This window comes from Paraburkholderia sp. A1RI-2L, from assembly GCF_048957375.1.
GTDB lineage: Bacteria > Pseudomonadota > Gammaproteobacteria > Burkholderiales > Burkholderiaceae > Paraburkholderia.
In genome coordinates this window covers 1,212,475-1,235,839 of the sequence record NZ_JARBTA010000002.1, presented here as the reverse complement: position 1 = coordinate 1,235,839, position 23,365 = coordinate 1,212,475, and the positions used below count along the sequence as shown (strand labels likewise).

The following is a 23,365-nucleotide window of genomic DNA, read 5'->3' as shown; positions in this document are numbered from 1 at the left end:
ACTCATGAAATGACCACCAGTTCCTCCGGCAGCAGGTAGTCCGCACCCCATGCGCGGGCGAGTTGCTCACCTCGCCCCGCCGCTTCCCGGGCGCAGTCGATCACTACCACCCGATCCGCAGCCAGCGGTCTGGCGGGCTGTTCCCGGCTGCGTCCGTCGCTTACTACCCACAACACCCGTTGCTGGGATGGCTTGCGCCGCTTCGCACGCGCCAGCAGACCCGCGGCCGTCGCAACGCCGAGCGCAAACGGTGTGCCGCCGCCGCCGCCCAGCGGCTGTATCCAGCGCTCGTTCCACCAGCGCGGGACGGCTGGCCCGAACCGCACATCGGCGCGCCCTCCACCGAATGAAATCAGCGAGACCTCTTCGCGCTCGGCCGCAGCATGATCGAAGCACGCCACGAGCAGACCTTTGGCGCGTGCGAGACGCCCGCCACCGAGCATCGACGCCGAGCAGTCGAGCAGGAAGCAATGCAGCGTGCCATCCGCCGACTCGTGGCGCACGAAGCGCAGATGATCCGCACGCAGCGGCGAGCGCCCCTTGCGGGCGAGCGTCGCTGGCCATGCAATGCGCTGTCCGCGCGCGCCTGGCTCACCTTGCGTTGCGCGGGGCGCGGCCTTGTGCGTGCCGGGTTGGCCTGGTATCCATCGGAACCCGCTGGAATCAGCGGCGGCGCCCTTCCGATGGATCAGCGTTTTTTTGTTGAAAGCGGGATGACGCCCTTGACGCGCGTGATGCCCGCCGGTTCGGGTGGCAGATAGCCCCAGTCCGCGTCGCCATCGCGGCGGGGTTCCGTCGCAGATGCGGCGTCCGTTCCGGCAGACTGCCCGCCTTCGCGGCCATCCCCACGCCGATCATCGGACTGACCATCGGACCGACCACCGGAATCCGCCGAACGCGCATCAGGCGACGGTTCGCGCCGGCGGTGACACAGCACCAGTTCTGCAACGCGCTCGACATGGGCGCCGGTCACGACGGGCGCAGCCTCCAGCGCCGCCAGCGCCCGCGCGGCGCGCAGCATCACCAGATCGGCCCGCAGTCCATCAACGCGGGCTTCGATGCAGCGTGCGCTAACCGTCTCGTGCACTTCGTCGGCAAACGTCAGCCCCGACAACGCCGAGCGCGCCGCGCGAATCTGCTGCGCCAGCTGCTGCTGTGCCGTTGCCCAGGTTTGGCGAAACGCCTCGGGATCGAGATCGAACGCCATGCGCGTGCGGACGATCTGCTGCCTGAGCGGTGCATCGAAGCAGTTTTCGAGCTGCACCATCAAGCCGAAGCGATCCAGCAACTGCGGACGCAACTCGCCTTCTTCCGGATTCATCGTTCCGATCAGCACGAACCGCGCCGCATGACTGTGCGAGACCCCATCGCGCTCGACCACGTTGATGCCGCTCGCGGCCGCATCGAGCACGACATCGACGAGCCCATCGGCCAGCAGATTCACCTCATCGACGTAAAGCACGCCGTCATGGGCGCGCGCGAGCAGCCCTGGCAAAAACTTCAGCGCACCGCCTCGCAGCACCAGGTCGAGGTCGAGCGTGCCAACCAGGCGGTCTTCGCTCGCCCCCAACGGCAGCGTCACGAAGTGGCCGTCGGGAAGCAACTCCGCCAGCGAGCGTGCCGCGGTCGATTTCGCCGTGCCTCGCGGCCCGCTGATCAGTACACCACCGATCGACGGATCCACCGCGACCAGCAGCAGTGCTTCGCGCAACGCGTCCTGCCCAATCAGGGCAGTAAGCGGAAACGGCTGCGGCATCACCGCGGATATCGACTGCGTCTGACTCACTGTAGCTTCTCCTCGATCTGCTGTTCGGCGGCCAGCAGGTGTGCTTCGATCTTTGCGCGGTAGTCGCCCGGCTCCTGCCACAGGCCGCGCCCGATGGCTTCGAGCAGCCGCTCGCACACCGAGCGCAGCGCGTGAGGATTGTGCCGCTGCATGAATGCCCGCGTGTCGTCATCGTTGACGCAGGCATCGGTCACGAGCGCGTACTGGTGATCGGAAATCACGCGCGCCGTCGCGTCGTAACCGAACAGATAATCGACCGTCGCGGCAATTTCGGCAGCACCCTTGTAGCCGTGCCGTTTGATGCCGTCGAGCCATTTCGGATTGACTACGCGCGATCGGATCACGCGAGCGATCTCTTCGCTCAAGGGCCGCACACGGGGTGCATCCGGGTTGCTGTGATCGGCGTGGTAGATCTGGGGCTGCTGTCCGGAGAAATGCCGCACGGCCGCGGCCATGCCCCCCTGGAACTGGTAATAATCGTTCGAATCGAGAACGTCGTGCTCGCGGTTGTCCTGATTCTGCAGCACGACATCGACGCTTGCGAGCCGCGTCGCGAACGCCGCCGGCGCGTGCTCTCCCGCGCTGGTCTGCGCATACGCATAGCTGCCCCACTCGCGGTACGCGCGCGCCAGATCCGCGTCGGTCTGCCAGTGACCCTCGTCGATCATCTGTTGCAGCCCGGCGCCGTAAGCCCCCGGCTTCGAGCTGAACACCCGCCAACCCGCCCGGCGGCGCGCTTCCTGCTCGTCCAGCCCGCGAGCGACCCAGGCATCCCGCTCGCGCAACACGCGCGCACGGATCGGATTGACATCCTCCGGTTCGTCGTCGAGTTCGGCCACCGCCTGCACTGCGGCGTCGAACATGTGCATCACGTTTGCGAATGCATCGCGGAAGAATCCCGACACGCGCAGCATCACGTCGATACGCGGTCGGCCGAGCGCGCTCGACGGCATGATCTCGAAGTCCGTCACGCGGTGGCTGCCCGGCGCCCACTTCGGACGCACGCCGAGCAGCGCGAACGCCTGCGCGATGTCGTCGCCGCCGGTTCGCATCGTCGCCGTGCCCCACACCGACAAGCCGATCGCGCGCGGATAATCGCCGTGCTCCTGCAAATGGCGTTCGATCAGGTGTCCGGCCGATTTCACGCCGAGTGCCCATGCCGCCTGAGTCGGAATCGCGCGTGTATCGACCGAATAGAAATTGCGTCCGGTGGGCAGCACGTCTGGCCGGCCGCGCGAGGGCGACCCGCTCGGCCCCGGCGGAACGAAGCGGCCTTCGAGGCCGCGTGTGAGGTGACGAAGCTCCTCATGGCCGCAGGCATCGAGGCGCGGCAGGACATCCGCAAATGCGCGCTCCAGCACCGCCGACGCATGCGTGAACGCGTGTTGATTCAGCGCGGGATCAGACGCATCGCCGCCCATATCGTCAAGCAGCTTCGCCGCCAGCAATTCCAGGCGCTCGTGCGTATCGCCGTTATGCCGCCACGGCGCATCGCTGACCTGCGCCAGCAGCGCGGGGCGCGGCCCGGTCCACGGCGAGGACCCTTCGGCCGTCAGCGGATCGAATCGCTGAGCGATGCCCAGGTCTTTCGCAAGTGCATCGATCAGCCCGGCATTGCGGCCTTTTCCATCACCGATCGGCAAACGCATCAGCGCGAGCAGCGTGTCGAGTCGCTCGCGCCCGGCAGGCGAACGGCCGAACACGTGCAGGCCATCGCGAATCTGCGCTTCCTTCAATTCGCATAACCAGGCATCGACGCGCGTGAGCAACTCGTCTTCCTCGTCCTGTCCGCGCGGCTTCGAAAGACTCAGCTCTTCGTGCAGACGGTGCTTGACGATCGTATCGAGGATCGTGCCTCGAAGCAGCTTCGCACGACGCGCATCGACCATCAGCGCCTCGTAATATTCATCGACCTGCCGCTCCAGGTCCTGCAGCGGGCCATAGGACTCGGCGCGCGTCAGTGGCGGCATCAGGTGATCGATGATGACGGCCTGCGCCCGCCGTTTCGCCTGGCTCCCCTCGCCCGGATCGTTGACGATGAACGGATAGAGGTGCGGCATCGGCCCGAGTGTCAGGTCGGGCCAGCAACTGTCGCTGAGTGCGACGCTCTTGCCAGGCAGCCATTCGAGGCTGCCGTGCTTGCCGACGTGCACGAGCGCATCGACACCGAAAACCTCGCGCAACCAGAAGTAGAACGCCAGGTAGGCATGCGGCGGAACGAGATCGGCGTCGTGGTAGCTCGCGTAGTCGCCCGCCACCCGCGAACGCGACGGCTGGATGCCGATGAACACGCGAGCGCAGCGCCAGCCGGCGATCATGAAGCGCCCCTGGCGAACCGTCGGGTCGTTTTCCGGCGGACCCCAGCGCGCGTTCAATGCGTCGCGTATTTCGACGGGCAGTGCCGCGAACGACCTCAGGTAATCGTCGAGCGGCAGGCTCTGCAATGCCGGACGCAGATCGCGCACCTCCGGATCGTTGGTCACGCCCTGCGTGAGGCGGGTCATCAGCGCCTCGCCGTCTTCGGGCAAGGCATCGACGCGATAACCCTGCTCACGCAGCGATCTCAAGATCCCGACGACCGAGGCAGGGGTGTCGAGCCCAACACCATTGCCGATGCGCCCCTCGCTGGCCGGGTAATTGGCCAGCACGAGGGCCAGTCGCTTTTCGTCGTTGCGCAGGCTGCGCAACCGGCACCAGCGCCGGCTCAGCTCCGCAACGAACGCGACACGCTCCATGTCCGGCTGGTAGCGCACCACGTCGACTTCGGTATGGGGGCAACGATACGCGAGCCCCTTGAAACTGATTGCCCGCGTAATGATGCGGCCGTCCACTTCGGGCAGCGCCACATGCATAGCGATATCGCGCGAATTGAGGCCTTGATTGTCCTTGACCCAATGGTCGCGATTCCCGCCGCTCAGGATGACCTGCAAAACCGGCGCGTCCACACCGAATACGGGCAACTGCTCCGGATCGTCTGGCGTCGATGCCGCGAAGGCCGTCGTGTTGAGCACCAGCCCGACGTCATGCTCGTCGCACAGCCGCGCAACGACATCGCGGCTCACGGCGTCCTTGAGCGACGTGATCGCAATCGGCAGCGGATTCAGCCCGCGTGCTTCCAGCGCATCGATGAGCGCGTCGAACACGGCCGTGTTCGCGGCCTGCAGATGCGCGCGATAAAAGAGGATCGCCACGACAGGCGCCGTGGCCTGCCAGCGGGCCTGCCAGTCGGCGGCCGTTGGCGTATCGCGTTCTGGATGGTAGAGCAGGGCATTGGGCACCGGCATCGGCAAGGCCGGTTCGTCGCCCCAGTCGAGCGCATGCCAGGCAATCGCGCGCATGAAGGCTTCGGCGTTGGCCGGTCCGCCCTCGCGCAGGTATCGCCACAGGCGTGTGCAGAACTCGGGACTGGCCGTGCTCTGCGCGATCAGGTTCGGATCTTCCTGGAGGTCGCCCGAGAACATCACGAGCATCTGTCCGCGTTTTTCCGCGAGATCGACGACCCGCTCGATGCCGTAGGGCCAGTAAGCCTCTCCGCCGAGGTGATCGACGACCACGACGCGTGCATGCTGCAGCACGTCGTCGACGTAAAAATCGACCGAAGCAGGCTGGCGCAGCCAGGTGACGTTCGCTAGCCTCAGGCTCGGAAACTCCGGCCCGAGCCGCTCGACGACGCTCGCCAGCAGCGACAGCGTCGTATCGGCCGAGCTGAGCACGACGATGTCGGCCGGACGTTGATCGATGCGGATAACGCCCGCCGTGTCGTCGACGAAGCCGCCCGGGACCGTTCGCAACAGGTGCATGCGATGCCTGCCGTGAATGCGCTCAGGCCGGCGCGGTGACAGACTGCGCGCCGGGAGCGGCATCAAGCGCGGCATCGAGCGCGGCGTCGAACGCGCGCTGAAGCACCGCTTGATCCAGATCCTCGCCGATCAGGACGAAGCGGCTCGTACGCGCTTCGTCATCGCGCCAGCGGCGATCGAAATAGCTGTCGAAGCGCGCGCCCACACCCTGGATCACGAGACGCATCGGTGCGCCCGGCAGCGCCGCGAAACCCTTCGCGCGATAGATCGTGTGGTGCTCGACCAACTGCCGCAACGCGGCGATTGCGGCATCGCGCGATGCAGGCGCGCCCGACACGACGACCGAGTCGAAATCGTCGTGATGGTGATCGGCATCGTGCGCCGAACCGTGATGATCGTGACGCTGATCGATCGTCTCCTCGGACGCCGAGTTCAGGCCGAGCAGCACCGGAAGATCGAGCCGGCCATTGTGGGCAGGGACGATCTTCACATGCGCGGGAATGTCTTCGCGGATCAACGCGGCCACGGCCGCCTGTTGCGCGCCATCGAGGAGATCGGTCTTGTTGAGCACGACGAGATCCGCCGCGCTCAACTGGTCCTCGAACAGCTCGTGCAGCGGCGATTCATGATCGAGATTCGGATCGGCCTTGCGCTGTTCGTCCACGGCCTCGGGATCTTCGGCGAACTGCCCGCTCGCGGCGGCCGGGCCGTCCACGACCGTGACCACCGCATCGACCGTGAAGCTGCCGCGGATCGACGGCCAGTTGAAAGCCTGCACGAGCGGTTTGGGCAATGCGAGCCCCGACGTCTCGATCAGCACATGGTCGATCTGGTCGCGTCGCTCGACGAGTGCTTCCATGACCGGGAAAAACTCTTCTTGCACGGTGCAGCACAGGCAGCCGTTCGCCAGCTCGTACAGTTGGCCTTCGGTTTGCTCGCCGGATTCATCGCAGCCGATCCCGCAGCCCTTGAGGATTTCGCCGTCGATCCCGAGCTCGCCGAATTCGTTGACGATCACGGCAACGCGCAGGCCGTTCGCGTTGGACAGGATGTGGCGCAGCAGCGTGGTCTTGCCGCTGCCGAGAAAGCCCGTGATGACGGTCACAGGAATCTTGCGCATGGAGGTGGACATGAAAGGTCTCGATGGCGGTGGTCGCGTGCAACATCACTCCCGTGCCGTTGCTGGCATGAGGCTTGAGGCGTGACGAAAACGCGTGATGAATGCGACGGTCGGCAGCGCGCCGCCTACCCGCAGCGCGTGTCGTCTTCTCCGGCCGGTCTCCGGGCTGGCGAAAAGCCGCTTCACCTTCCCGCGCGACCTGTGGATGCACAGGCGTTGTGCGCAGTGGTTTCGCACATACGTGGCACGTATGTGTAGAAGTCGGCCGTGTATCGCTCTCGAGCGACACGTTCGCTTACCGTTGCGGGGGCAGCACAGGTGGGGTCGCCGCAGCGCATCGCTGCATCGAACCGCTGTTTCCCGTTTAACTGCGCACGTCGGAACGCGTGCGCGAGCACCAGATTAGCCGGGAGTGTAGGTGCCGCGTGCGCGCCAGTCAAGAAACAGGCGAGCCTCGGGCCTTGCCGCGGGCGTGTGGTATCGTGAAAAAAGAGATCTTCGGCTATTTGCCTGTTGTTCACGGACAGGCAAGGTTTCATCCCCTTTCGTTTCATCCCCTTTCGACGCGCCTTCGAAATATGCATGCTCCTTCCGCCAGCCTCGGCTCGCCGGCGATTCTGGTGATCGGCAAAGTGGCGCCGCTGGCCCGCACCGATGCCCTGCCCCCTGCGGGGCGGCGACCGGGTCTGTTGACCATCGGCCTGGGCTTCCGGCGCGATGTCACTCCCGGCCAGATCGAGGCCGCCGTCCGGATGGCGCTCGGGATGCTGGAATCAGGCGACATGGCCGAAGTCATGTGCGTGGCTACACTGCAAGACAAAGCGCACGAGCCGGCCCTGCTGGCGTTCTGCGAGCAGCATCGGATGCCGCTGGTCGGCGTCCCGGCGGAGGAAATCCGTGTCTGTCTCGGCGAAAATCCGTCGCTCACGCGTTCGCCGGTTGCACGCGAGAAGCTCGGCGTCGCGGGTGTATGCGAGCCTTGTGCGCTGCTCGCTGCCCCCGGTGCCCGGCTGCTGCGCGGCAAGCTCGCGCTCGATGGCGTCACGGTTGCCATTGGCACGGTCAGCCCGATGCAGCCGGATCACACAGACAACAAACAAGGACATCATGAAGACCGATAGCGAATCCCATCTGCGCATGACCCAACGCCGTCGCGAAGGACACGAAAAGAAGCAGGCTGCCGCCACGCATGAAAAAGGCCTGCTGATCGTGCATACCGGCAATGGCAAAGGCAAGAGTACGGCGGCTTTCGGCATGGCCGTGCGAATGCTGGGCCACAACGAGCGTCTCGGTGTCGTGCAGTTCATCAAGGGCGCGTTGCATACGTCCGAGCGTGATTTTCTCGGCGCACATCCGATGTGCGATTTCGTCACGATGGGTGATGGCTATACATGGAACACGCAGAACCGCGAGGCCGACATCGCCACGGCCCGCAAAGGCTGGGATCAGGCCGTCGCAATGATCCAGAGCGGCAACTACCGGATGGTGATCCTCGACGAACTCAACACTGTCCTCAAGTACGAATACCTGCCGCTCGATGAAGTGCTCGCTGTGCTGAGCGCGCGTGGCCCGGCGCAGCATGTCGTAGTCACCGGCCGCCACGCGCCCGATGCGCTCATCGAGGCAGCCGATCTCGTCACGGAAATGCGCCTCGTGAAGCATCCTTATAAGGAACAGGGCGTAAAGGCGCAGAAAGGTGTGGAGTTCTAACCATGCCGTCCTGTCCAGCGCTGTTCGTCAGCGCGCCCGCATCGGGCCAGGGAAAGACCACGATCACGGCAGGCCTTGCGCTGCTGCACCGCCAGCTCGGCCGGCGCGTGCGCGTCTTCAAGACGGGACCGGACTTCCTCGACCCGATGATACTGGAGCGTGCAAGCGGCGCCCCGGTCCAGTCGCTCGACCTCTGGATGGCAGGCGAAGACGGGTGCCGCCGGCTGCTGGCCGAGGCCGCTGCGCAGGCGGATCTCATCCTGATCGAAGGCGTGATGGGACTCTTCGACGGCACACCCAGCAGCGCCGATCTCGCAGCTAAATTCGGCGTGCCCGTCGTCGCCGTGATTTCGGCGAAGTCGATGGCACAGACGTTCGGCGCCATCGCATTCGGTCTTGCGCATTACCGCACGGATGTGGCAATACATGGCGTGCTGGCCAATCATGTCAGTTCGGTGCGTCACGCGCAGATGATCCAGGCGGGCATGCCCGACGGGCTGCGCTGGCTCGGGCATCTCGCCCCATCCGCGCAGATGGCGCTGCCGGAACGGCATCTGGGGCTTCATCAGGCTGGCGAAATCGACCAGCTCGAATCGCGTATTGCCTTCACGGCCCAGGCACTCGCCGATACGGCGCTGGCCGAATTGCCCGCGGCTGTTTCGTTCGATGCAGCGCCGCACGATAGGCACCACGCGCAGCCGAGGCTGCTCGAAGGCACGCAGATCGCCATCGCTCGCGACGCAGCCTTCTCGTTCATCTATCCAGCGAACGTGAGCCTGCTGGAAAGCCTGGGCGCGCGCGTCGCGTTTTTCTCGCCGCTGGCAAACGAACCCGTCCCCAGTCATGCCGATGCGCTGTATCTGCCCGGCGGCTACCCCGAGCTTCATGCTGCCACGCTGGCCGGCAATGCAATAACCGCCACCAGCATCCGTGACCATGCAGCTGCCGGCAAGCCCGTGGTTGCCGAATGCGGCGGCATGCTGTATCTGCTCGAAGAGCTGACCGATACCGAAAATCGCTCCACTCCGATGCTCGGGCTGTTGCAGGGACGCGCGGCAATGCAGAAACGGCTGGTCTCGCTCGGTATGATGGCGCTCGAAACGAAATTTGGCGTGCTAACGGGCCACACGTTCCACTATTCCAGCATGACGACTCCCCTGCAACCCGACCGCCACGCCACCCGCGCGCAGACCGGCGCGCCCGGCGAGCCGGTGTTCCGCTCGGGCACGATCGTCGCAAGCTACATGCATGGATACTGGCCGTCCAACCCCGCCCTCGCCGCAGCGCTTTTTTGCGGCAAATCCTTTTAAGGAAACCGAACGGATGGCGGTGCACCGTGGCCGGTGGCCTGCGCGATCCGGAATACGTGGGCTAGCCACCCTCGCGGCAGGACTGCGCCTCGGCTGGGGCTCGATCTTCTATCCGGAAGTGATTCGCCAGCTGTCACGGATTCTCGTTGCAAGCTCATCGAGCAGCGCGAGCCGGTCCGGATCGCCCATCGTTTTCCATGCCCGGATTTCGGCCCTGTTGCGCAGACAGCCTTCGCAATAACCGCCCTGCTGGTTCAACCGGCAAACGTCGATGCACGGGGAGCCGACCGGACGCTGCGTTTTCGCCTGTTCGATCTTCTGCGCGAGACTCACGCGCGGTGTTTGTTCGACGTTATCCATCACACCCCACCCGCATTCACTTCGCGGCTTACCGCGCGCAGCGCAGCATCGAGCCGCGCCCATCCTGATTCGTCCGCGGGCAGGCCGAAGCGCAGCCCCCGGACGACGTCGAACCGCCGTGTCCAGACGGCATGACGGGCCAATCCATCCTGCCACTGTGGCGCACGCTCATGGCGCACCCACGCGAAGAGCGGTGTGTGCTGCACCACGGGGAAAAATTCCCCGAGCAAGTCCGCCAGCCGCTCTCCCGCAGCCGCGAGACTGGCCCGCGTTTGCGTCTGCCAGTCCGTATCCAGCAACGCGGCGCGCGTCACGATACGCGCAGGCCCAGCTAGGCTCCACGGACCACGCAGGCTGCGCATAGCCCGAATGACGTCCTTATCCGCCAGCACGAAACCCACCCGCGCACCAGCCAGCCCGAAAAACTTGCCAATCGAGCGCAGCACGATCAGCCCGCCACGACCAGCGAACTTCGCCACGCTCAGTTGCGGCATCGACTCGACAAAAGCCTCGTCGATCACCAGCGTACCGTCACGCATCGCGAGATCCTCATGCCAGGCCATGATGACGTCCGGCGTAAACCGCTCGGCTCCCGGGTTGTTGGGATTGACGATAACCAGATGCTTCAGATCCGCTGGCAGCGGCTTCCCCGGTTCCAGTACGAATGACGCTACGTCGCCGAGATCGGCAACTTCCCGCGTGACGAAGCGATCGACGGGAAACCCCGCGCGCTCGCAGGCAGGCGCGTATTCCCCATACGTGAGCAGCCCGATGCCGATCCGCCCTTTGGGAAGCACCGCCGGCAGCATCCGGATCGCTGACTGGGTGCCTGCCACGGCGAGCGCCTCCAGCGCACCATAATGCGCGGCAGCGATGACCTCCAGATCGTCATCGTCGTCGGGCAACCTGAGCCATGCCTGCGGATCGACGGGCGGCACGGGATAGCCGCAGGGATTGATGCCCGTCGAAAGGTCGAGCCAGTTTTCCCGGGCGATGCCATATCGGCGAGCAGCCTCGCCGAGATTGCCGCCGTGCGGCACTGGTGTTGCGTGATCGAGATTGAGCATTGGTCTTCAGAAAATTGCGGCGGCACCCGTCAGCACGGCCATGACCGCAAGCCACACCGCGATGGAGCGTTTGACGAGCGACAGCGCACGGCCGACATCGGCGGCGCCCGGTGCATGGCCGCATCCGAGTGCTGGCCGCGCTTCAAGCACGCCATGGTACCAGGCCGCCCCGCCGCACGCGACGTTGAGACTGCCCGCTCCGCTGGCCATCACTGGCCCGGCGTTGGGGCTGTCCCACGCTGATGCCTGAGTCCGCCAGCATGCGATGGCCGACCTGGGATTGCCGCACAGCGCATACGTCAACGCCGTTAGACGGGCCGGCAGATAATTCGCAACGTCGTCGAGGCGTGCGGCAGCCCAACCGAAGTACCTGAAACGCGGCGTGCGGTATCCCCACATCGCATCGAGCGTGTTGATGAGGCGAAATGCGAGCGCCCCGGGACCACCGGCTACCGCGAACCAGAACAGCGCACCAAAGATCGCATCGTTGCCGTTCTCCAGCGCGGATTCAATTGCAGCTCGTGCAACAGCCTGCTCGTCCGCAGCGGATAGATCGCGCGTCACGACCCGGGAGGTCAATGCGCGAGCATTCGCGAGATCGCCAGCACGCAGTGCCTGCCCGACCGGCGCAATGTGATCGATCAGGCTACGCGCGCCGAGCGCGAACCACAGTGCAGCGACGTGCAACGTCCATGAAAGCATCAAGGGCAACCGATGCGTCAGCACGACGAGGAGCGCGACCGGCGGAATCACCGCGAGCGTCCAGGCCCCCACTCCCGTCGTACGGGCGAGCAGCGGGCGCACGGGCACGGGCGTTGCATGTGCATGCGCGTCGGACTTGTGCGCGGCCGCGCTGTGCGGATTGCAGGCATGGGCGATGCACGCAACCCACCGGCCAAAACCAACTAGTGGATGAAACCGGGAAGGCTCGCCGAATATTGCATCGAGAACGACCCCAGCGAAGCACAGCATAAAGACGACCGATGCGCTGAGCCCGACGATCATCTGGCGCTCCTGCACACCTTCCAGCGACTTCGCTTCGATATGTTCACTTGCATTCCTGTTTTCCCGATTTCTCAGATATTCCACTGCGGGTGACATAATACGGCCCCGCCCCTGCGCCGTAATAGACTCAGCAATCCCGGCGCGGCGATTCCACACTGTTCAGGTAAGCGGCATGGCCAAAACGTTGATGATCCAGGGAACGAGTTCCGACTCCGGAAAGAGCACCCTCGTCGGGGCGCTCTGCAGGATTGCCACGCGTGAAGGCAAACGGGTCGCGCCGTTCAAGCCGCAGAACATGTCGCTCAACAGCGCAGTGACCATCGACGGCGGAGAAATCGGCCGCGCGCAGGCCTGGCAGGCGCTTGCCGCCGGCATCGCCCCCGAAGTCGACATGAACCCGGTCCTGCTCAAGCCGAACAGCGATACCGGTTCGCAAGTCATCGTGCAAGGTCATTCGCGCGGCAATCTCGATGCGCGAGCCTATCACCACTACAAGCCCATCGCCATGCAGGCAGTGCTCGAATCGTACGATCGCCTGAGCGCGAAAAGCGATCTCGTGCTGGTCGAAGGGGCCGGCAGCCCGGCCGAAGTCAACCTGCGTCAGGGCGATATCGCCAACATGGGGTTCGCCACCGCCGTCGGCTGTCCCGTCGTGCTGGTCGCGGACATCGATCGCGGCGGCGTGTTCGCGCAGATTCTCGGCACGCTGGCCTGCCTGCCCGAAAACGAACGCGCGCTTGTGAAAGGCATCGTCATCAACAAGTTTCGGGGCGATGTAGCACTGCTGAAACCCGGTATCGACTGGATCGAAGCACAAATGAACAAGCCCGTGTTCGGTGTGGTGCCGTTCGTCCCGGGTTTGTGGCTCGACGCCGAAGACATGCTGCCGAAACAGAGCCATAAAGATGGGGTGTCCGGCGAGGTGCTGCGCGTCGTCGTGCCGGCACTGCCGCGCATCAGCAATCACACTGACTTCGATCCACTGCGTGCGCATCCGCAAGTCGATTTCCGCTTTGTTCGTGCGGGCGAGCCGCTCCCGGCGGCGGATCTCGTGATTTTGCCGGGCAGCAAGAGCGTCCAGCGCGATCTCGCCTGGCTGCGCGAATACGGTTGGGACACGCATCTGCGTCGTCACCTGCGCTACGGTGGCAAGCTGATCGGGGTCTGCGGCGGACTGCAGATGCTCGGGCGCGAATTGCACGATCCGCTCGGCATCGAAAGCCCGTTGACACGCACGGCGGGTCTTGGGCTGCTCGATTACGTCACGACGCTCGAACCGCACAAGCAGCTCATCAACACTGCCGGCACACTCCTCGTGGACGGATCAGCACCAGTACGCGGCTATGAGATTCATATGGGTGTCACCGAAGGCCCCGCCCTGTCCCGCCCCGGACTACGCCTTTCCAACGGCGACGCAACGCGCGACGACGGCGCGCTCTCAGAAGACGGCCAGATTCTGGCAACCTACCTGCACGGCTTGTTCGATTCGCCTGACGCCTGCACGGCGCTGCTTCGCTGGGCGGGGCTTGGCCATGTGGAGCGCATCGATCATGACGCGCGCAGGCTCACATCCATTGACCGGCTCGCCGATGCGGTCGCTGCAAGCGTCGATCTCGATGCCCTGTGGGGATGCCTCGTCTGAACGGAGCACCATGGCCACATTGCGCGCGATGCTTGAATTGCCCTTTCCAAGCAAGCACCTGCCCCCGTTACGCGCATGATGGCGGTGCCGCGCAGTTGACCCGGACGCCATAGGCGTCCTCTTTATCGTCCCGGCAGGATTCCACATAGGCACTCAGTTTCGCTTCCGCGACGCGAGCGATGACCTTCATCGCGCACCTCGTCACAGCTTTTTTCAGTCCCGGTCGTATCCGGCCAACACGAAACGTCGGCAGCGATACGCCGCCAATGCGTAGCGCCATCGAAATGAATAACCGCCCACCGTTCGCCGCCGCAAGCGCAATGCTGCCAATACAATCCGCGATTGAGGAAGGACGCCAGTGGCTTTCATGGCGCAGCCCAACCACGCGCGCCGTTGCGCATGCCCAGCCAGGTTGACAGTGCCCCGCGTTTCGCTTCAACGCTCCAGCGTTACCTGCGGTTACAGATTTGACAAAACATGGGAGCACTCTCGGAAGGCCCACGATTAGAATCCGCCGTTAATAGAGTGACTAAAGGAGTGACAGATGGAGCGCAAAATTGCAGGCCTCGTCGGTACATTGGCCGGCCTTGCCAGCCTTGGCAGCACCGGCGCACACGCAGCGGCCGATGCCAACGCAATGCCGCAGGAGCCTTTGTCGGTAACGTCCTATTCCGATCTGCTTCAACCGATTCCCAACGCCACCGAGGTGCTGCATGCCCATAATGCGGAGCTGATGGAGCAGGCCCGCAATGCGCCAGCCAGAATGGAGCGTGTGCAGTGGTACCGGGACGAACGACGCTACCACCACCATCATCATCACCACCATCACCACCACCATCACCATCGCGGGTATTACGGGCCGGCCCCGGAGTATTACCCTCCGCCCGTCTACTATGCGCCGCCCTCGCCGCCTGCGGTCATCATGCAGCCGGGAATCGGCGTGCAACTGTACGGCGATTAATCGTCTTCCGCGCGGTCCCTCGCGCGGGCGGCGCCAAGGATGCGGCGGTAAGTCCCGTCAAAGACCGTGTTGGTGGATGACGTCCACCTCGTGTCCTGTCCCAGCGTGTCGCGGCTGGCGTGAATCCGCCTCGATTGCATTTCCCGCTCTGCCGCTTCTTCCTCGCTCATGGCTTCGAGCGAGAGATCAGGCTCGGCCGGCACCACGCAGAGCTGCATGAAAGGCTCGCCGGGACGGAATACATGCACGCCCCCTTGTGGCGGCGTCTTGAACACCACGAAGTTGATCATCGGCCACCAGGAAGTGCGCAGCAGCGCCGGCACGGCGAGCGGCACATCGTCCGCCTCGCTCAGGTAGAAGCGCGGATGCGTCTCGGTGCGCACCGCATAACCCTCGGGCACTTTCAGGTCGAGCAGAAGCTGGTAGGTGTAGTAGCCTTCGCCGAAAGCGCGGAACGGTGGCCAGTTCTCGCCAGTATTCGGGTTCGGGCCAATATCACCCTCGAAAGCAGCTTTGCCATCCTGGCGGCTGACCCGAACCTCGTTATCGTGGGGGTAGAACAGTTCGATGCCGTACTGCGCCCCCTCCACGAACGGCAGGCAGTGCCAACCCTGTTCGCGGGAGCCATCCCGCCGTGGCTCCTTGCTGCCGCCCCAGCCGGGTACCTCCACACGGGTACGGCGGAGCGCAAGACGCGGTTGGTAGTAGCGGTATTTGACGTTGACCATGATGATGCTCAGGCAATTGGAAACAGAATATGAGGCAACGCAGCCTCGCACGTCGGAGTAATTTATCCGAACACCTCGCGCCAGTACCAGTATTTCATTCGCACTGGCTGCCGAAAACGTTCCGGCACCGGTGCGCCATCAGGCTCCGACCAGACCCCAATGGGAATTGGCGCATCGAGTTGCGAGTACGTAAATAGCCGCGTGAGTCTGCGATAATGGAGATTGCCCATTACCGCTCTGCAGACCTGCAAGGGGAAGATGCATCATGACGAGAGAACCTATCACTCGCTATGGTTCGATGGCCCAATTACTTCACTGGTGCACGGCAATCCTTGTCCTCGTGGCGTTCTTCTATGGCCCCGGCGGCCCTGAACAGCGCGTCTACTCATCGGTGCACGAGTTCGACCGAAAACTTCACGAGACTTTGGGATTGGGCGTCTTCGCACTGACACTCATCCGCTTGCTATGGAAGACGATCGACACGCGTCCCGAGACGCCCCCCATTTCCCGCTGGATGGTTGTAATAGCAACTATCGTTCAAGGGGTACTATATCTGCTTCTCCTGGCGCTTCCCTTAACCGCCATCACCGGCGCGTGGCTGGAGGGGCATCCACTGACGCTCGTCGCCGGGGCCCAGATTCAACCATTGCTCGGCGCATCACATGAAGCGGGGGCGGTCTTCGCGTCGATCCACAAGTGGCTCGGCGACGCGATCATGTGGCTCGCGGGACTTCACGCTTGCGCGGCGCTTCTCCACCATCTCGTCCTTAAGGACAACGTCCTGACCACGATGCTTCCACGCTGGCTTCCGGTCGGACGAGCGAGAACTGGCCGATAAGTTTCGACTGCTTTAGGGAAGGCCTATCTGGATCGCTATGTGGAGATGGGCAAGCCGAGCGGCAAACCAGCACTGTAGCGTCGGCGTGAAATCATTGAGGAGGTGTTGGAAGAAGCCCGTGATCCGACGGTATCGCGGAGGCATCGATCATGATTCAATACGCGATGGACCTGAGTTAACCTGAATGGCGCTAGCGATTGCTTTGCGCAAACGCGACAGCTTCCGCGAGCGCATCCATGAACTGGTCGATCTTGATCGGCTTGGTCAGATAGCGGAAAAAGCCGGCTTTCAGGCCCTTTTCGATATCGCGCGGCATGGCGTTCGAACTCAGCGCCACCACCGGGATTGCCGTTGTCATGGGGTTTCTGCGCAAGATACTCAGCGCTTCGATGCCGCTGATATCGGGCAGATTGATATCCATCACGATCACCTGCGGCTACGCCGTGCACGCCAATTCCACGCCGCGCTGCCCCGTCACCGCACTGAGCATGCGCATGTCCGCGCATCGCGCAACCAGTTGCTCGACGAGTTTCAGATTGGCCGGATTGTCCTCGATATACGGTACGGTATGCGCTGGCGCCTCGGCTGCACCGTTGCCGGCCGCCGGCGCGCCTGCCGTGACGGATCGGGCGGCGGCAAGCGTGGCGATTTCCGGTGCGCTAGCCGTATTGAGTTCGATCCAGAAGGCACACCCGCGCCCGACGGTACTTTCAACGCCGATGGCGCCCCCCATCAGCTCCGTTAGCCGCCGAGCCACCACAAGGCCTATGCCCGTGCCTTCCTCGGTGCCCGCCTCCTGTCCCAGACGATTGAATGGCTGGAAAAGCTGAGACAACTGTTGAGGCGACAAACTGGCGCCCGTGTCGCTGACACTCACGCGAACGCGCTCTGCGGCAGGCATGCTGCAACTCACCTCGACGGTGCCCTGCGGGCGGTTGTATTTGATGGCGTTCGAAAGCAGATTGATCACGATCTGCTTGAAGCGGGTGCGGTCGGCATGAACATGGCAGCCCGCATCCACATGCGGAAAGCTCACACGAATGCCCGTTGTCGCGCCTGCGGCTCGATCATGGACGCGCATTCCTGCAAAGCCTCGCTCAACGATACGGGTTCGGGCGAAATGAACACCTGCCCCGATTCGATCTTCGCCAGATCGAGCACTTCGTTGATCAGCTCGAGCAGGTGCCATCCTGCGCGCAGAATCTGGTCGATGCTCGACCGCTGGGACGGCGTAAGCGGCGGCGACTCGGAGGCCATGAGCTGCGCGAAGCCCAGTATCGCGTTGAGCGGGCTGCGCAGCTCATGGCTCATGCTGGAGAGGAAGTCCGATTTTGCGCGGTTGGCGCGGTCGGCCGCGGCCAGCGCCTGCTTCTGGTCTTCGATATCCGTGACGGTCCCCACCCACTTGACGACCCGCCCCTGCGCATCTTTCACCGGCGATATGCGATCGAGATGCCATCGCCAGGCGCCATCGGCGGAGCTTTTTATGCGCACCTCCATTTGATATTCGACGCCCCTCGACAGCGGCTGCTTCCAGTTCTCAACCGCGGATTGCATATCGTCCGGGTGCAGGATCTCGGTCCAGCTCCGTCCCTCCAGTTGCGAAGCCGCCAAACCTGAATACGTTTCGAGCCGCTGGCTGATGAAATCGACCGAGCCGTCCGGGTCGGCGGTCCATACGACGTGAGGAATGGCGTCCGCGAGCGACCTGAAACTTCGCTCGGCTTCGTCGATCTCGGCTTGCGAACCGGAGCGTTTGGCGGATAAAGGCCGGTTGTGCATGATCCCCCCAAAAACACGCCGGTGCGTCCGCGTGAGCAGCGTGACCGGATCGCGGCCTTTATGGTGCTGCTGGTGTATCAAGCCGTCAATCGGGAGGAATTGTTCCGACGACTCGCTGCTCGTATCGCCTTGGGCAACGGCGTTCAGCCGTGCTTCGCCGCTCAGCCCCGCATGAAGAAAGGGCCAGTGAATGCGCTCGACAATGCAGGACGTGGAAAACTCCAGTGTGGCGCTCGCGCGCGAAACCGAGGGCGTGCAGAGCCTGCCGCATTCGGCCGATGCGTATGGCGAGGCGCTGTCAATGGCGAAGTCGCTCTATCGGACCGGATCGGCGGGATTTCTCGAGGTGCTCGTCGCCGACCGCGCGCAGTTCGCGGCGCAGGACCCGCTGAAGTTGATGCACATGATTCGCAAAGGGCAGATGTACGACGAGCGCGACATCAAAACTGCGGCAGAGCCGAATTAAGCCCCTCAACCCGCCTCTGGCATCGAATCCCGCTCGGGGTTGGCCCGTTGGACCTGACGGCATCGCCGTATGCGTTCTCGGCCATGGTCCAGATGGCTCCCGATCAGGCTTTCAGTCAGAACCGAGTCACCGGCGGCAATGGCCTCGATGATGGCTTCGTGCTCGTCGACAGACTGATCGATCGCTTCTGTCTCAAGCGTCAGGGCTGTTTGCCGGAACAGGCTGAGTTCCCGGACAAGGCGCCGGTACGTTTCAAGCAATTTTTCGTTGCCGACCGCAGCGGCCATCGTGTCATGAAACTGCAGGTTCATGTGACCGTAGGTCTTGCAGCGGCGGCGCCAAAAGATTCTGGAAGAAGCGCCCTCGCATTGTCGAAGTGCCTGTGCTCTACGGCGATCCCTGGACGCACGAGACGCTCATGCGCTTTCGCGAGCGACACCAGGATCCATCTTCGACGGACCTGGAATACGCGGCGCGCATCAACGGCAAGCGTGACGTCGACGCATTCATTGCGGCGCATGCCGGCTCGCCGTGGTTCGTTTCGATGGTCGGCTTTGTTGCGGGACTACCGTTCATGTACCAGATGGTCGAGCGAGAGCGTCAGCTTCAGGTGCCCAAATACCTGCGGCCGCGCACCGACACGCCGAAGTTGACGGTCGGCCACGGCGGGTGCTTCGGCTGTATCTATTCGGTGCCTGGCGCAGGCGGTTACCAGATGTTCGGCGTGACGCCCGCGCCGATTTTCGACCCCGCGCAGCGGCTCGATTATTTGCGCGACTTCATGGTGTTTTTCCAGCCCGGCGACATCGTGAAGTTCAAACCGATCGACCGTGCGGCCTACGACGAGGCCGTGGCCGCCGTCGAGGCAGGCACGTTCTCGCTACGCGTTCGGCCGGTGAAGTTCTCGCTCGAAGAATTCCTCCGCAATCCTGACGAATACAACCGCTCTATCGTCGAGGTGCTGTATACCAACTGATACGCTCAATGTTATCGAGGTCCTGAAGCCGGGACTGGCCACTTCGGTGCAGGACACGGGACGGCAGGGGTACTACCACGTCGGCATACCGCCTTCCGGATCGCTCGATCAATATTCGTCGCGTGCGGCGAACCTGCTCGTGGGTAATGCGGAAGACGCGGCCGTGCTCGAATTCACGCTGCTGGGCCCCGAACTGTTGTTCCATTCGGACGCACTCGTTGCACTAACGGGTGCGGAAATGACGCCGAAGATCGACGGCGTCGGATACGCAGGCAATTCGGTGCTGCGTATTCGCGCCGGGAGCAAGCCGACGTTCGACTATGTCAAGCGTGGCGCGCGTGCGTATCTCGCGATCGCCGGTGGGATCGACGTACCGGCGGTGCTGGGCAGCCGGTCGACCTACACGCTCGGCGCAATTGGTAGTCTCGAGGGTCGTCGGCTGCAAAAGGGAGATCGCATCACGGCTGCCCGATCGGCGTCACGGCAGCCCCGCGGGTTGAATCGCACCCCGGATAATTTTGGCATGCCGTTCTATCTCGTCACCTTCCTTGTAAGCGGCGCGGCGGGCATTTACCTCGTCAGCACGATTCCTGGCCTTGGTACGCTTTCCGAAGTTTCGGTCGTGCTCGCATTGCTCAAGTTGATGGGCATCTGGGGATTGCTGTTCGTCTGGGTCACACAATCACGAATCAACACTGCTAACTACTATCTCGCGACCGAGTAGCGGGGACTCATGTCGAATCAGCATGCCGCGATGGCCTGTCAAGAATCGCGGCGCCCGGCTAACCCCGGGCGGAAGAATTACGTCTGATTTTAGGGCGCGCCATACTCCACTCGGGTCTCGCGCGGCGCTTGAGAAAGTCGACCAGCGCGCGCGTCTTGGCAGGCAGCCACGTTCGATTGGAATAGAGCAGCCATGCTACGCCGTCGAAATCGCCAGGCGTCGCGTCGTAATCGGGCAGTACGTCGAAGAGCCGGCCCGCGGCCAGATCGTCTGCGGCCAGCCACGCCGGCAGGATGGCGGGGCCCGCGCCCGCGAGCACGAGCTCGCGCTGTGCAAGCCCATTGGTCACGCAGATGCGCGGTCGCGCACTCACGTGCGGGACGCGGTTGGCGCGGTCGCGCAGCAGCCAGTCGGCTGGGGATTGGGGCCACACGCGAAATGGACGACGGGTCCACGTTGTGCTGTTTCGCAACGCCCGAAAAATTCCCGCGCCGGCTTGCAGCGACTGAGCATCCGTATCAAGATCAAGTCGCCTCATGAGGAACAGGCGACTTGCCATGACTGACCATCCCGAACCCGATCTCGATCCTGATGCCGATCCCGACAAGCTGAAAGGCCCCGGCGGCATGACGTTAAGGCAGATCCACGATCAGGTGCAGAAGAGCGTTGAGCGGGACCGCGAGGCCCTCGCCGCGCACCACGCATTCGTTCCCCCGCAGAGCAGGTGGCAACGGTGGGTCCGGTATGTTTGGGGGCGCAGCGGACGACGCTAGCAGCCGCTTGACAATGCATGCGCCGGACGCCCCCGCATCGGAGTGGCACTCCTGGCGCGCACGGCTCAATGCGGTAGTGGGGCCAGAACTGCCGGCTACCTTCGAACCGCAGGTCCGTGCGCTGCTGGCCCGGCTGGACGCACTCCGTAGCGCGCCGCGTACCCGTGCGTAGGCAAACACTGCGCGCCATGCTTCTCAAGCTGTACGAGAACGCAGACGCGCTCGACGAGCTGCCATCGCTTCGTACTGCTTTTTGAAAGAGGGGCGTTCACATGGCTGAAGATACGCCCCCCAACACGGTCAGGCTCGCACCTCGAGCCGGTTGACCACGCCAGAAATTGTGTCCAGGCACCACGCATCCATCTCTGCCTGCCGCCTCTCAGCTTCAGTTGCCACGCATCCCGCGAGCGTAATCCGCTTGTCCTCCACATTGATGGTGATTTGCCCAGCGTGCACGCGCGGATCGGTTTCGAGCACAAGCGTGAGTGCCTCGCAAATCTCTTCGTCGCCATCCGCTTCAGCGGGCACCAACTCCAGCAAGTTCACCACGTCCCGGCACCCGCCGACCCACCACGCGATCGCACTCGCGAGTCGTCGATGCGACAGGCTGATCACCTGGCCCGTCAAGGTCACGACGCCATCTTCAACCGTCACCTCCACAACGCCGCTGCCCTCCTCGCCGGCCTGGTCCATGGTGCCACGCAGCATTTCGAGCTGGCCTTTCACGCGCATACAGATCACGCAGTTGCGGTATTCGATCGTCTGCAAAATGCGTTCGCAGATCCGCGTGCGCAACTCGCCATCCCCGATCGGCGGCTCAGCGCTAACGCGCAACTGGTCGATGAGCGGTTCGCCGGCGCTGTAAGCCCGGGTCAACTGAATCAGCCGTTTCTTCGACGCAACGTCCGGCACCTCGCCGGCAACAGTCAAGGCACCGCTCTCGAAGCGGATATGAATGGGGGAATTGTGGAGCTTCAGGTGCGATTCGCGTTCGAACGCTGCCATCACCTGCCTGAGGATCGCTTCGGTGCGTTGCATGATCTGCCTCGCGCAAAGGGGGACGAAGCAGCGCCCCACCGCGCCGCAGCCCAAAACCAGTCGGGCGAGGTGGGCGCTACCCAGTTCATTATAGATGTGGCGTCCGTCCAATCATCGATGCTGCTTTGCGGCATCTGGCCGGTCGCGGACGATTGTGACGGAGCACGGTGCGTAGGCGGCCACTTGCCTCGCGCTCAGTCCAACTCACAATCGGTCGCCGCACCGGTCCTTACGGCGCCCGACGAAATCAGCATCGCAGCCGGCGAGCAGCGCGGTTTCGCTACGCCGGAGGTTTGTAACCAGCCTGCTCCAGTTGAGCCAGTCCGTCCGGCAACGACTAGAATTCAAGGATGATCGCATTCCCATTCGAGAAGGAGGCTGCCATGACTCAGTCAATGATCAGCTTTTGGGTTGGCCTTGTGGTGCTCGTTGTCGTTGCAGCGGCCTTGTCCCGTCGCTACAGGCGAGATCACCCGGGTGAGAGCCTGAGCCAGTGGCTCGACACGCACCATATGGGCTGGATGCATCGCAAGCACTAGCCGGCAGCGCGAAAAGACGCCGAGGAGTACACGATGGCCTTCACCCTCAGCTCGCAGGCTTTCCAGGACGGGGGCGAGATTCCTCGGCGCTATACCTGCAAGGGCGCGGACGTTTCGCCGCCGCTCGCGTGGTCCGGGGTACCCGCCAATGCGAAAAGCCTCGTGCTGATCGTGGACGACCCCGACGCGCCCGACCCGGCCGCACCAAGGATGACATGGGTCCACTGGCTGCTTTACAACATCCCGGCGACGGCGCCCGGTTTTCAGGAGGGTGTCGCGGCGGGCGCGCTCCCTGCCGGCACACTCGAAGGGACCAACGACTTCCATCGCACCACATATGGCAGCCCATGCCCGCCGGTTGGCCGTCATCGGTATTTTCACAAGCTCTACGCGCTCGACACCGTGCTGCCCGATCTTCACAAGCCGACCAAGGCGGCATTGGAGACGGCGATGAAAGGTCATGTAGTGGCGCACACCGAACTGCTCGGCACATTCCAGAAGTAACACGCAGACGCTGTACGCGAATGAACTGCACCCCAAAAGTTGGACACCGATCCAACCTTTGGGGTGTTTTCATGGCGAATTATGATGAGCGGTTCAAGCAGCAAACCGGGCGACGCCGATCAAGGTCCGGCAGAACAAGTATCTGAACAACGTCATCGAACAGGACCATCGTGCCGTCAAACGCATTGTCAAGCCGATGACGGGTTTCAAGAGTTTCCGGTGCGATCGCGCGAGCG

At 63.6% G+C, this 23,365-nt stretch carries 25 protein-coding genes, 4 pseudogenes and 1 riboswitch; of the genes and pseudogenes, 14 read left to right on the top strand and 15 right to left on the bottom strand.

Going from position 1 to position 23,365, the window contains the following annotated elements; translation table 11 throughout:
- Window positions 1-2: 2 nt before the first annotated feature.
- The 4 genes from PWP93_RS20445 to cobW are packed head-to-tail and all read right to left on the bottom strand — an operon-like array spanning window position 3 to window position 6,718.
- Window positions 3-644 carry a vWA domain-containing protein gene (locus tag PWP93_RS20445; RefSeq protein WP_421046139.1) on the bottom strand — a complete coding sequence of 214 codons (642 nt, stop codon included), beginning with the start codon at window positions 642-644 and terminating at the stop codon, window positions 3-5.
- A 44-nt stretch (window positions 645-688) separates the two neighbouring features.
- On the bottom strand, window positions 689-1,756 hold the full coding sequence (locus PWP93_RS20440) for an ATP-binding protein (protein WP_421046138.1): 1,068 nt from the start codon (window positions 1,754-1,756) through the stop codon (window positions 689-691).
- A gap of 26 nt (window positions 1,757-1,782) precedes the next feature.
- Window positions 1,783-5,586 carry a cobaltochelatase subunit CobN gene (gene cobN, locus PWP93_RS20435; RefSeq protein WP_421045716.1) on the bottom strand — a complete coding sequence of 1,268 codons (3,804 nt, stop codon included), beginning with the start codon at window positions 5,584-5,586 and terminating at the stop codon, window positions 1,783-1,785.
- 22 nt (window positions 5,587-5,608) lie between these two features.
- A complete protein-coding gene (cobW, locus tag PWP93_RS20430; protein ID WP_421045715.1) occupies window positions 5,609-6,718 on the bottom strand; it encodes a cobalamin biosynthesis protein CobW in 1,110 nt (369 codons plus the stop codon).
- A 122-nt stretch (window positions 6,719-6,840) separates the two neighbouring features.
- Window positions 6,841-7,123, bottom strand: a riboswitch (cobalamin riboswitch).
- A 65-nt stretch (window positions 7,124-7,188) separates the two neighbouring features.
- On the opposite strand from cobW, the gene PWP93_RS20425 reads away from it, so the two are divergent.
- From PWP93_RS20425 to PWP93_RS20415, 3 genes are read left to right on the top strand one after another with little or no spacing between them, the layout of a single operon-like run.
- Window positions 7,189-7,827 (top strand): cobalamin biosynthesis protein, encoded by a 639-nt coding sequence (locus PWP93_RS20425; RefSeq protein WP_421045714.1) that lies wholly within the window; start codon window positions 7,189-7,191, stop codon window positions 7,825-7,827.
- Window positions 7,814-8,416 carry a cob(I)yrinic acid a,c-diamide adenosyltransferase gene (gene cobO / locus PWP93_RS20420; RefSeq protein ID WP_421045713.1) on the top strand — a complete coding sequence of 201 codons (603 nt, stop codon included), beginning with the start codon at window positions 7,814-7,816 and terminating at the stop codon, window positions 8,414-8,416. The genes PWP93_RS20425 and cobO overlap by 14 nt, the downstream gene beginning before the upstream one ends.
- 2 nt (window positions 8,417-8,418) lie before the next feature.
- Window positions 8,419-9,726, top strand: coding sequence for a cobyrinate a,c-diamide synthase (locus PWP93_RS20415; protein WP_421045712.1), 1,308 nt, complete (start codon window positions 8,419-8,421; stop codon window positions 9,724-9,726).
- A gap of 108 nt (window positions 9,727-9,834) precedes the next feature.
- Here PWP93_RS20415 and PWP93_RS20410 read toward each other — a convergent pair whose 3' ends face one another.
- The 3 genes from PWP93_RS20410 to cbiB are packed head-to-tail and all read right to left on the bottom strand — an operon-like array spanning window position 9,835 to window position 12,155.
- Complete coding sequence (locus tag PWP93_RS20410) at window positions 9,835-10,086, bottom strand: DUF1289 domain-containing protein (RefSeq protein ID WP_421046137.1); 252 nt, start codon at window positions 10,084-10,086, stop codon at window positions 9,835-9,837.
- Window positions 10,086-11,153, bottom strand: a complete 1,068-nt coding sequence (gene cobD / locus PWP93_RS20405) for a threonine-phosphate decarboxylase CobD (RefSeq protein ID WP_421045711.1) — start codon at window positions 11,151-11,153, stop codon at window positions 10,086-10,088. Before cobD ends, PWP93_RS20410 begins: the two co-directional genes overlap by 1 nt.
- A 6-nt stretch (window positions 11,154-11,159) precedes the next feature.
- Entirely contained in the window at window positions 11,160-12,155 is a 996-nt protein-coding gene (cbiB, locus tag PWP93_RS20400; RefSeq protein WP_421046136.1) for an adenosylcobinamide-phosphate synthase CbiB, read from the bottom strand.
- Between the two features lie 175 nt (window positions 12,156-12,330).
- On the opposite strand from cbiB, the gene PWP93_RS20395 reads away from it, so the two are divergent.
- Complete coding sequence (locus PWP93_RS20395; RefSeq protein ID WP_421045710.1) at window positions 12,331-13,800, top strand: cobyric acid synthase; 1,470 nt, start codon at window positions 12,331-12,333, stop codon at window positions 13,798-13,800.
- Between the two features lie 67 nt (window positions 13,801-13,867).
- Here the strand turns inward: PWP93_RS20395 and PWP93_RS20390 are convergent, their stop codons facing one another.
- The gene (locus PWP93_RS20390) at window positions 13,868-13,990 is read right to left on the bottom strand and encodes a hypothetical protein (protein ID WP_421045709.1); all 123 of its coding nucleotides are present in this window, start codon (window positions 13,988-13,990) and stop codon (window positions 13,868-13,870) included.
- Between the two features lie 354 nt (window positions 13,991-14,344).
- Between PWP93_RS20390 and PWP93_RS20385 the strand changes: the two genes are divergently transcribed.
- A complete protein-coding gene (locus tag PWP93_RS20385) occupies window positions 14,345-14,761 on the top strand; it encodes a hypothetical protein (RefSeq protein WP_421045708.1) in 417 nt (138 codons plus the stop codon).
- On the opposite strand, the gene PWP93_RS20380 is transcribed toward PWP93_RS20385, so the two are convergent.
- On the bottom strand, window positions 14,758-15,489 hold the full coding sequence (locus PWP93_RS20380; RefSeq protein WP_421045707.1) for a hypothetical protein: 732 nt from the start codon (window positions 15,487-15,489) through the stop codon (window positions 14,758-14,760). The two genes, PWP93_RS20385 and PWP93_RS20380, sit on opposite strands and share 4 nt — an antisense overlap.
- 265 nt (window positions 15,490-15,754) lie before the next feature.
- Here PWP93_RS20380 and PWP93_RS20375 point away from each other — a divergent pair, with 265 nt between their 5' ends.
- The gene (locus tag PWP93_RS20375) at window positions 15,755-16,327 is read left to right on the top strand and encodes a cytochrome b (RefSeq protein WP_421045706.1); all 573 of its coding nucleotides are present in this window, start codon (window positions 15,755-15,757) and stop codon (window positions 16,325-16,327) included.
- 190 nt (window positions 16,328-16,517) lie between these two features.
- Here PWP93_RS20375 and PWP93_RS20370 read toward each other — a convergent pair whose 3' ends face one another.
- From PWP93_RS20370 to PWP93_RS20360, 3 genes are read right to left on the bottom strand one after another with little or no spacing between them, the layout of a single operon-like run.
- The gene (locus PWP93_RS20370; protein WP_421045705.1) at window positions 16,518-16,748 is read right to left on the bottom strand and encodes a response regulator; all 231 of its coding nucleotides are present in this window, start codon (window positions 16,746-16,748) and stop codon (window positions 16,518-16,520) included.
- A gap of 15 nt (window positions 16,749-16,763) precedes the next feature.
- On the bottom strand, window positions 16,764-17,363 hold the full coding sequence (locus PWP93_RS20365) for an ATP-binding protein (protein WP_421045704.1): 600 nt from the start codon (window positions 17,361-17,363) through the stop codon (window positions 16,764-16,766).
- Window positions 17,360-18,109, bottom strand: a complete 750-nt coding sequence (locus tag PWP93_RS20360; protein WP_421045703.1) for a histidine kinase dimerization/phospho-acceptor domain-containing protein — start codon at window positions 18,107-18,109, stop codon at window positions 17,360-17,362. Before PWP93_RS20360 ends, PWP93_RS20365 begins: the two co-directional genes overlap by 4 nt.
- A 190-nt stretch (window positions 18,110-18,299) precedes the next feature.
- Between PWP93_RS20360 and PWP93_RS20355 the strand changes: the two genes are divergently transcribed.
- Window positions 18,300-18,575: a hypothetical protein gene (locus tag PWP93_RS20355; protein WP_421045702.1), complete on the top strand. Its 276-nt coding sequence runs from the start codon at window positions 18,300-18,302 to the stop codon at window positions 18,573-18,575.
- A 5-nt stretch (window positions 18,576-18,580) separates the two neighbouring features.
- Here PWP93_RS20355 and PWP93_RS20350 read toward each other — a convergent pair whose 3' ends face one another.
- Window positions 18,581-18,922 carry an FCD domain-containing protein gene (locus PWP93_RS20350; RefSeq protein WP_421046135.1) on the bottom strand — a complete coding sequence of 114 codons (342 nt, stop codon included), beginning with the start codon at window positions 18,920-18,922 and terminating at the stop codon, window positions 18,581-18,583.
- A gap of 5 nt (window positions 18,923-18,927) precedes the next feature.
- On the opposite strand from PWP93_RS20350, the pseudogene PWP93_RS20345 reads away from it, so the two are divergent.
- The 3 pseudogenes from PWP93_RS20345 to PWP93_RS20335 form a co-directional block, all read left to right on the top strand.
- A pseudogene (locus tag PWP93_RS20345) lies at window positions 18,928-19,551 on the top strand (5-oxoprolinase subunit B family protein); the annotation flags it as partial.
- Window positions 19,541-20,059: pseudogene (locus PWP93_RS20340) on the top strand (biotin-dependent carboxyltransferase family protein); the annotation flags it as partial. The pseudogenes PWP93_RS20345 and PWP93_RS20340, both read left to right, overlap by 11 nt.
- A 6-nt stretch (window positions 20,060-20,065) precedes the next feature.
- Window positions 20,066-20,269 (top strand): annotated as a pseudogene (locus PWP93_RS20335) (allantoin permease); the annotation flags it as partial.
- Between the two features lie 64 nt (window positions 20,270-20,333).
- Here PWP93_RS20335 and PWP93_RS20330 read toward each other — a convergent pair.
- On the bottom strand, window positions 20,334-20,813 hold the full coding sequence (locus PWP93_RS20330; RefSeq protein WP_421046134.1) for a LysR substrate-binding domain-containing protein: 480 nt from the start codon (window positions 20,811-20,813) through the stop codon (window positions 20,334-20,336).
- Window positions 20,814-20,832: 19 nt separating this feature from the next.
- Here PWP93_RS20330 and PWP93_RS20325 point away from each other — a divergent pair, with 19 nt between their 5' ends.
- Window positions 20,833-21,048: a hypothetical protein gene (locus PWP93_RS20325; RefSeq protein ID WP_421045701.1), complete on the top strand. Its 216-nt coding sequence runs from the start codon at window positions 20,833-20,835 to the stop codon at window positions 21,046-21,048.
- A gap of 300 nt (window positions 21,049-21,348) precedes the next feature.
- Here PWP93_RS20325 and PWP93_RS20320 read toward each other — a convergent pair whose 3' ends face one another.
- The gene (locus tag PWP93_RS20320; protein ID WP_421045700.1) at window positions 21,349-22,086 is read right to left on the bottom strand and encodes a BON domain-containing protein; all 738 of its coding nucleotides are present in this window, start codon (window positions 22,084-22,086) and stop codon (window positions 21,349-21,351) included.
- Between the two features lie 383 nt (window positions 22,087-22,469).
- Here PWP93_RS20320 and PWP93_RS20315 point away from each other — a divergent pair, with 383 nt between their 5' ends.
- From PWP93_RS20315 to PWP93_RS20305, 3 genes and pseudogenes are all read left to right on the top strand, one after another.
- Entirely contained in the window at window positions 22,470-22,625 is a 156-nt protein-coding gene (locus PWP93_RS20315) for a hypothetical protein (protein ID WP_421045699.1), read from the top strand.
- Between the two features lie 33 nt (window positions 22,626-22,658).
- The gene (locus PWP93_RS20310) at window positions 22,659-23,129 is read left to right on the top strand and encodes a YbhB/YbcL family Raf kinase inhibitor-like protein (RefSeq protein ID WP_421045698.1); all 471 of its coding nucleotides are present in this window, start codon (window positions 22,659-22,661) and stop codon (window positions 23,127-23,129) included.
- A 100-nt stretch (window positions 23,130-23,229) separates the two neighbouring features.
- Window positions 23,230-23,358 (top strand): annotated as a pseudogene (locus PWP93_RS20305) (DDE-type integrase/transposase/recombinase); the annotation flags it as partial.
- Between the last annotated feature and the right edge of the window lie 7 nt (window positions 23,359-23,365).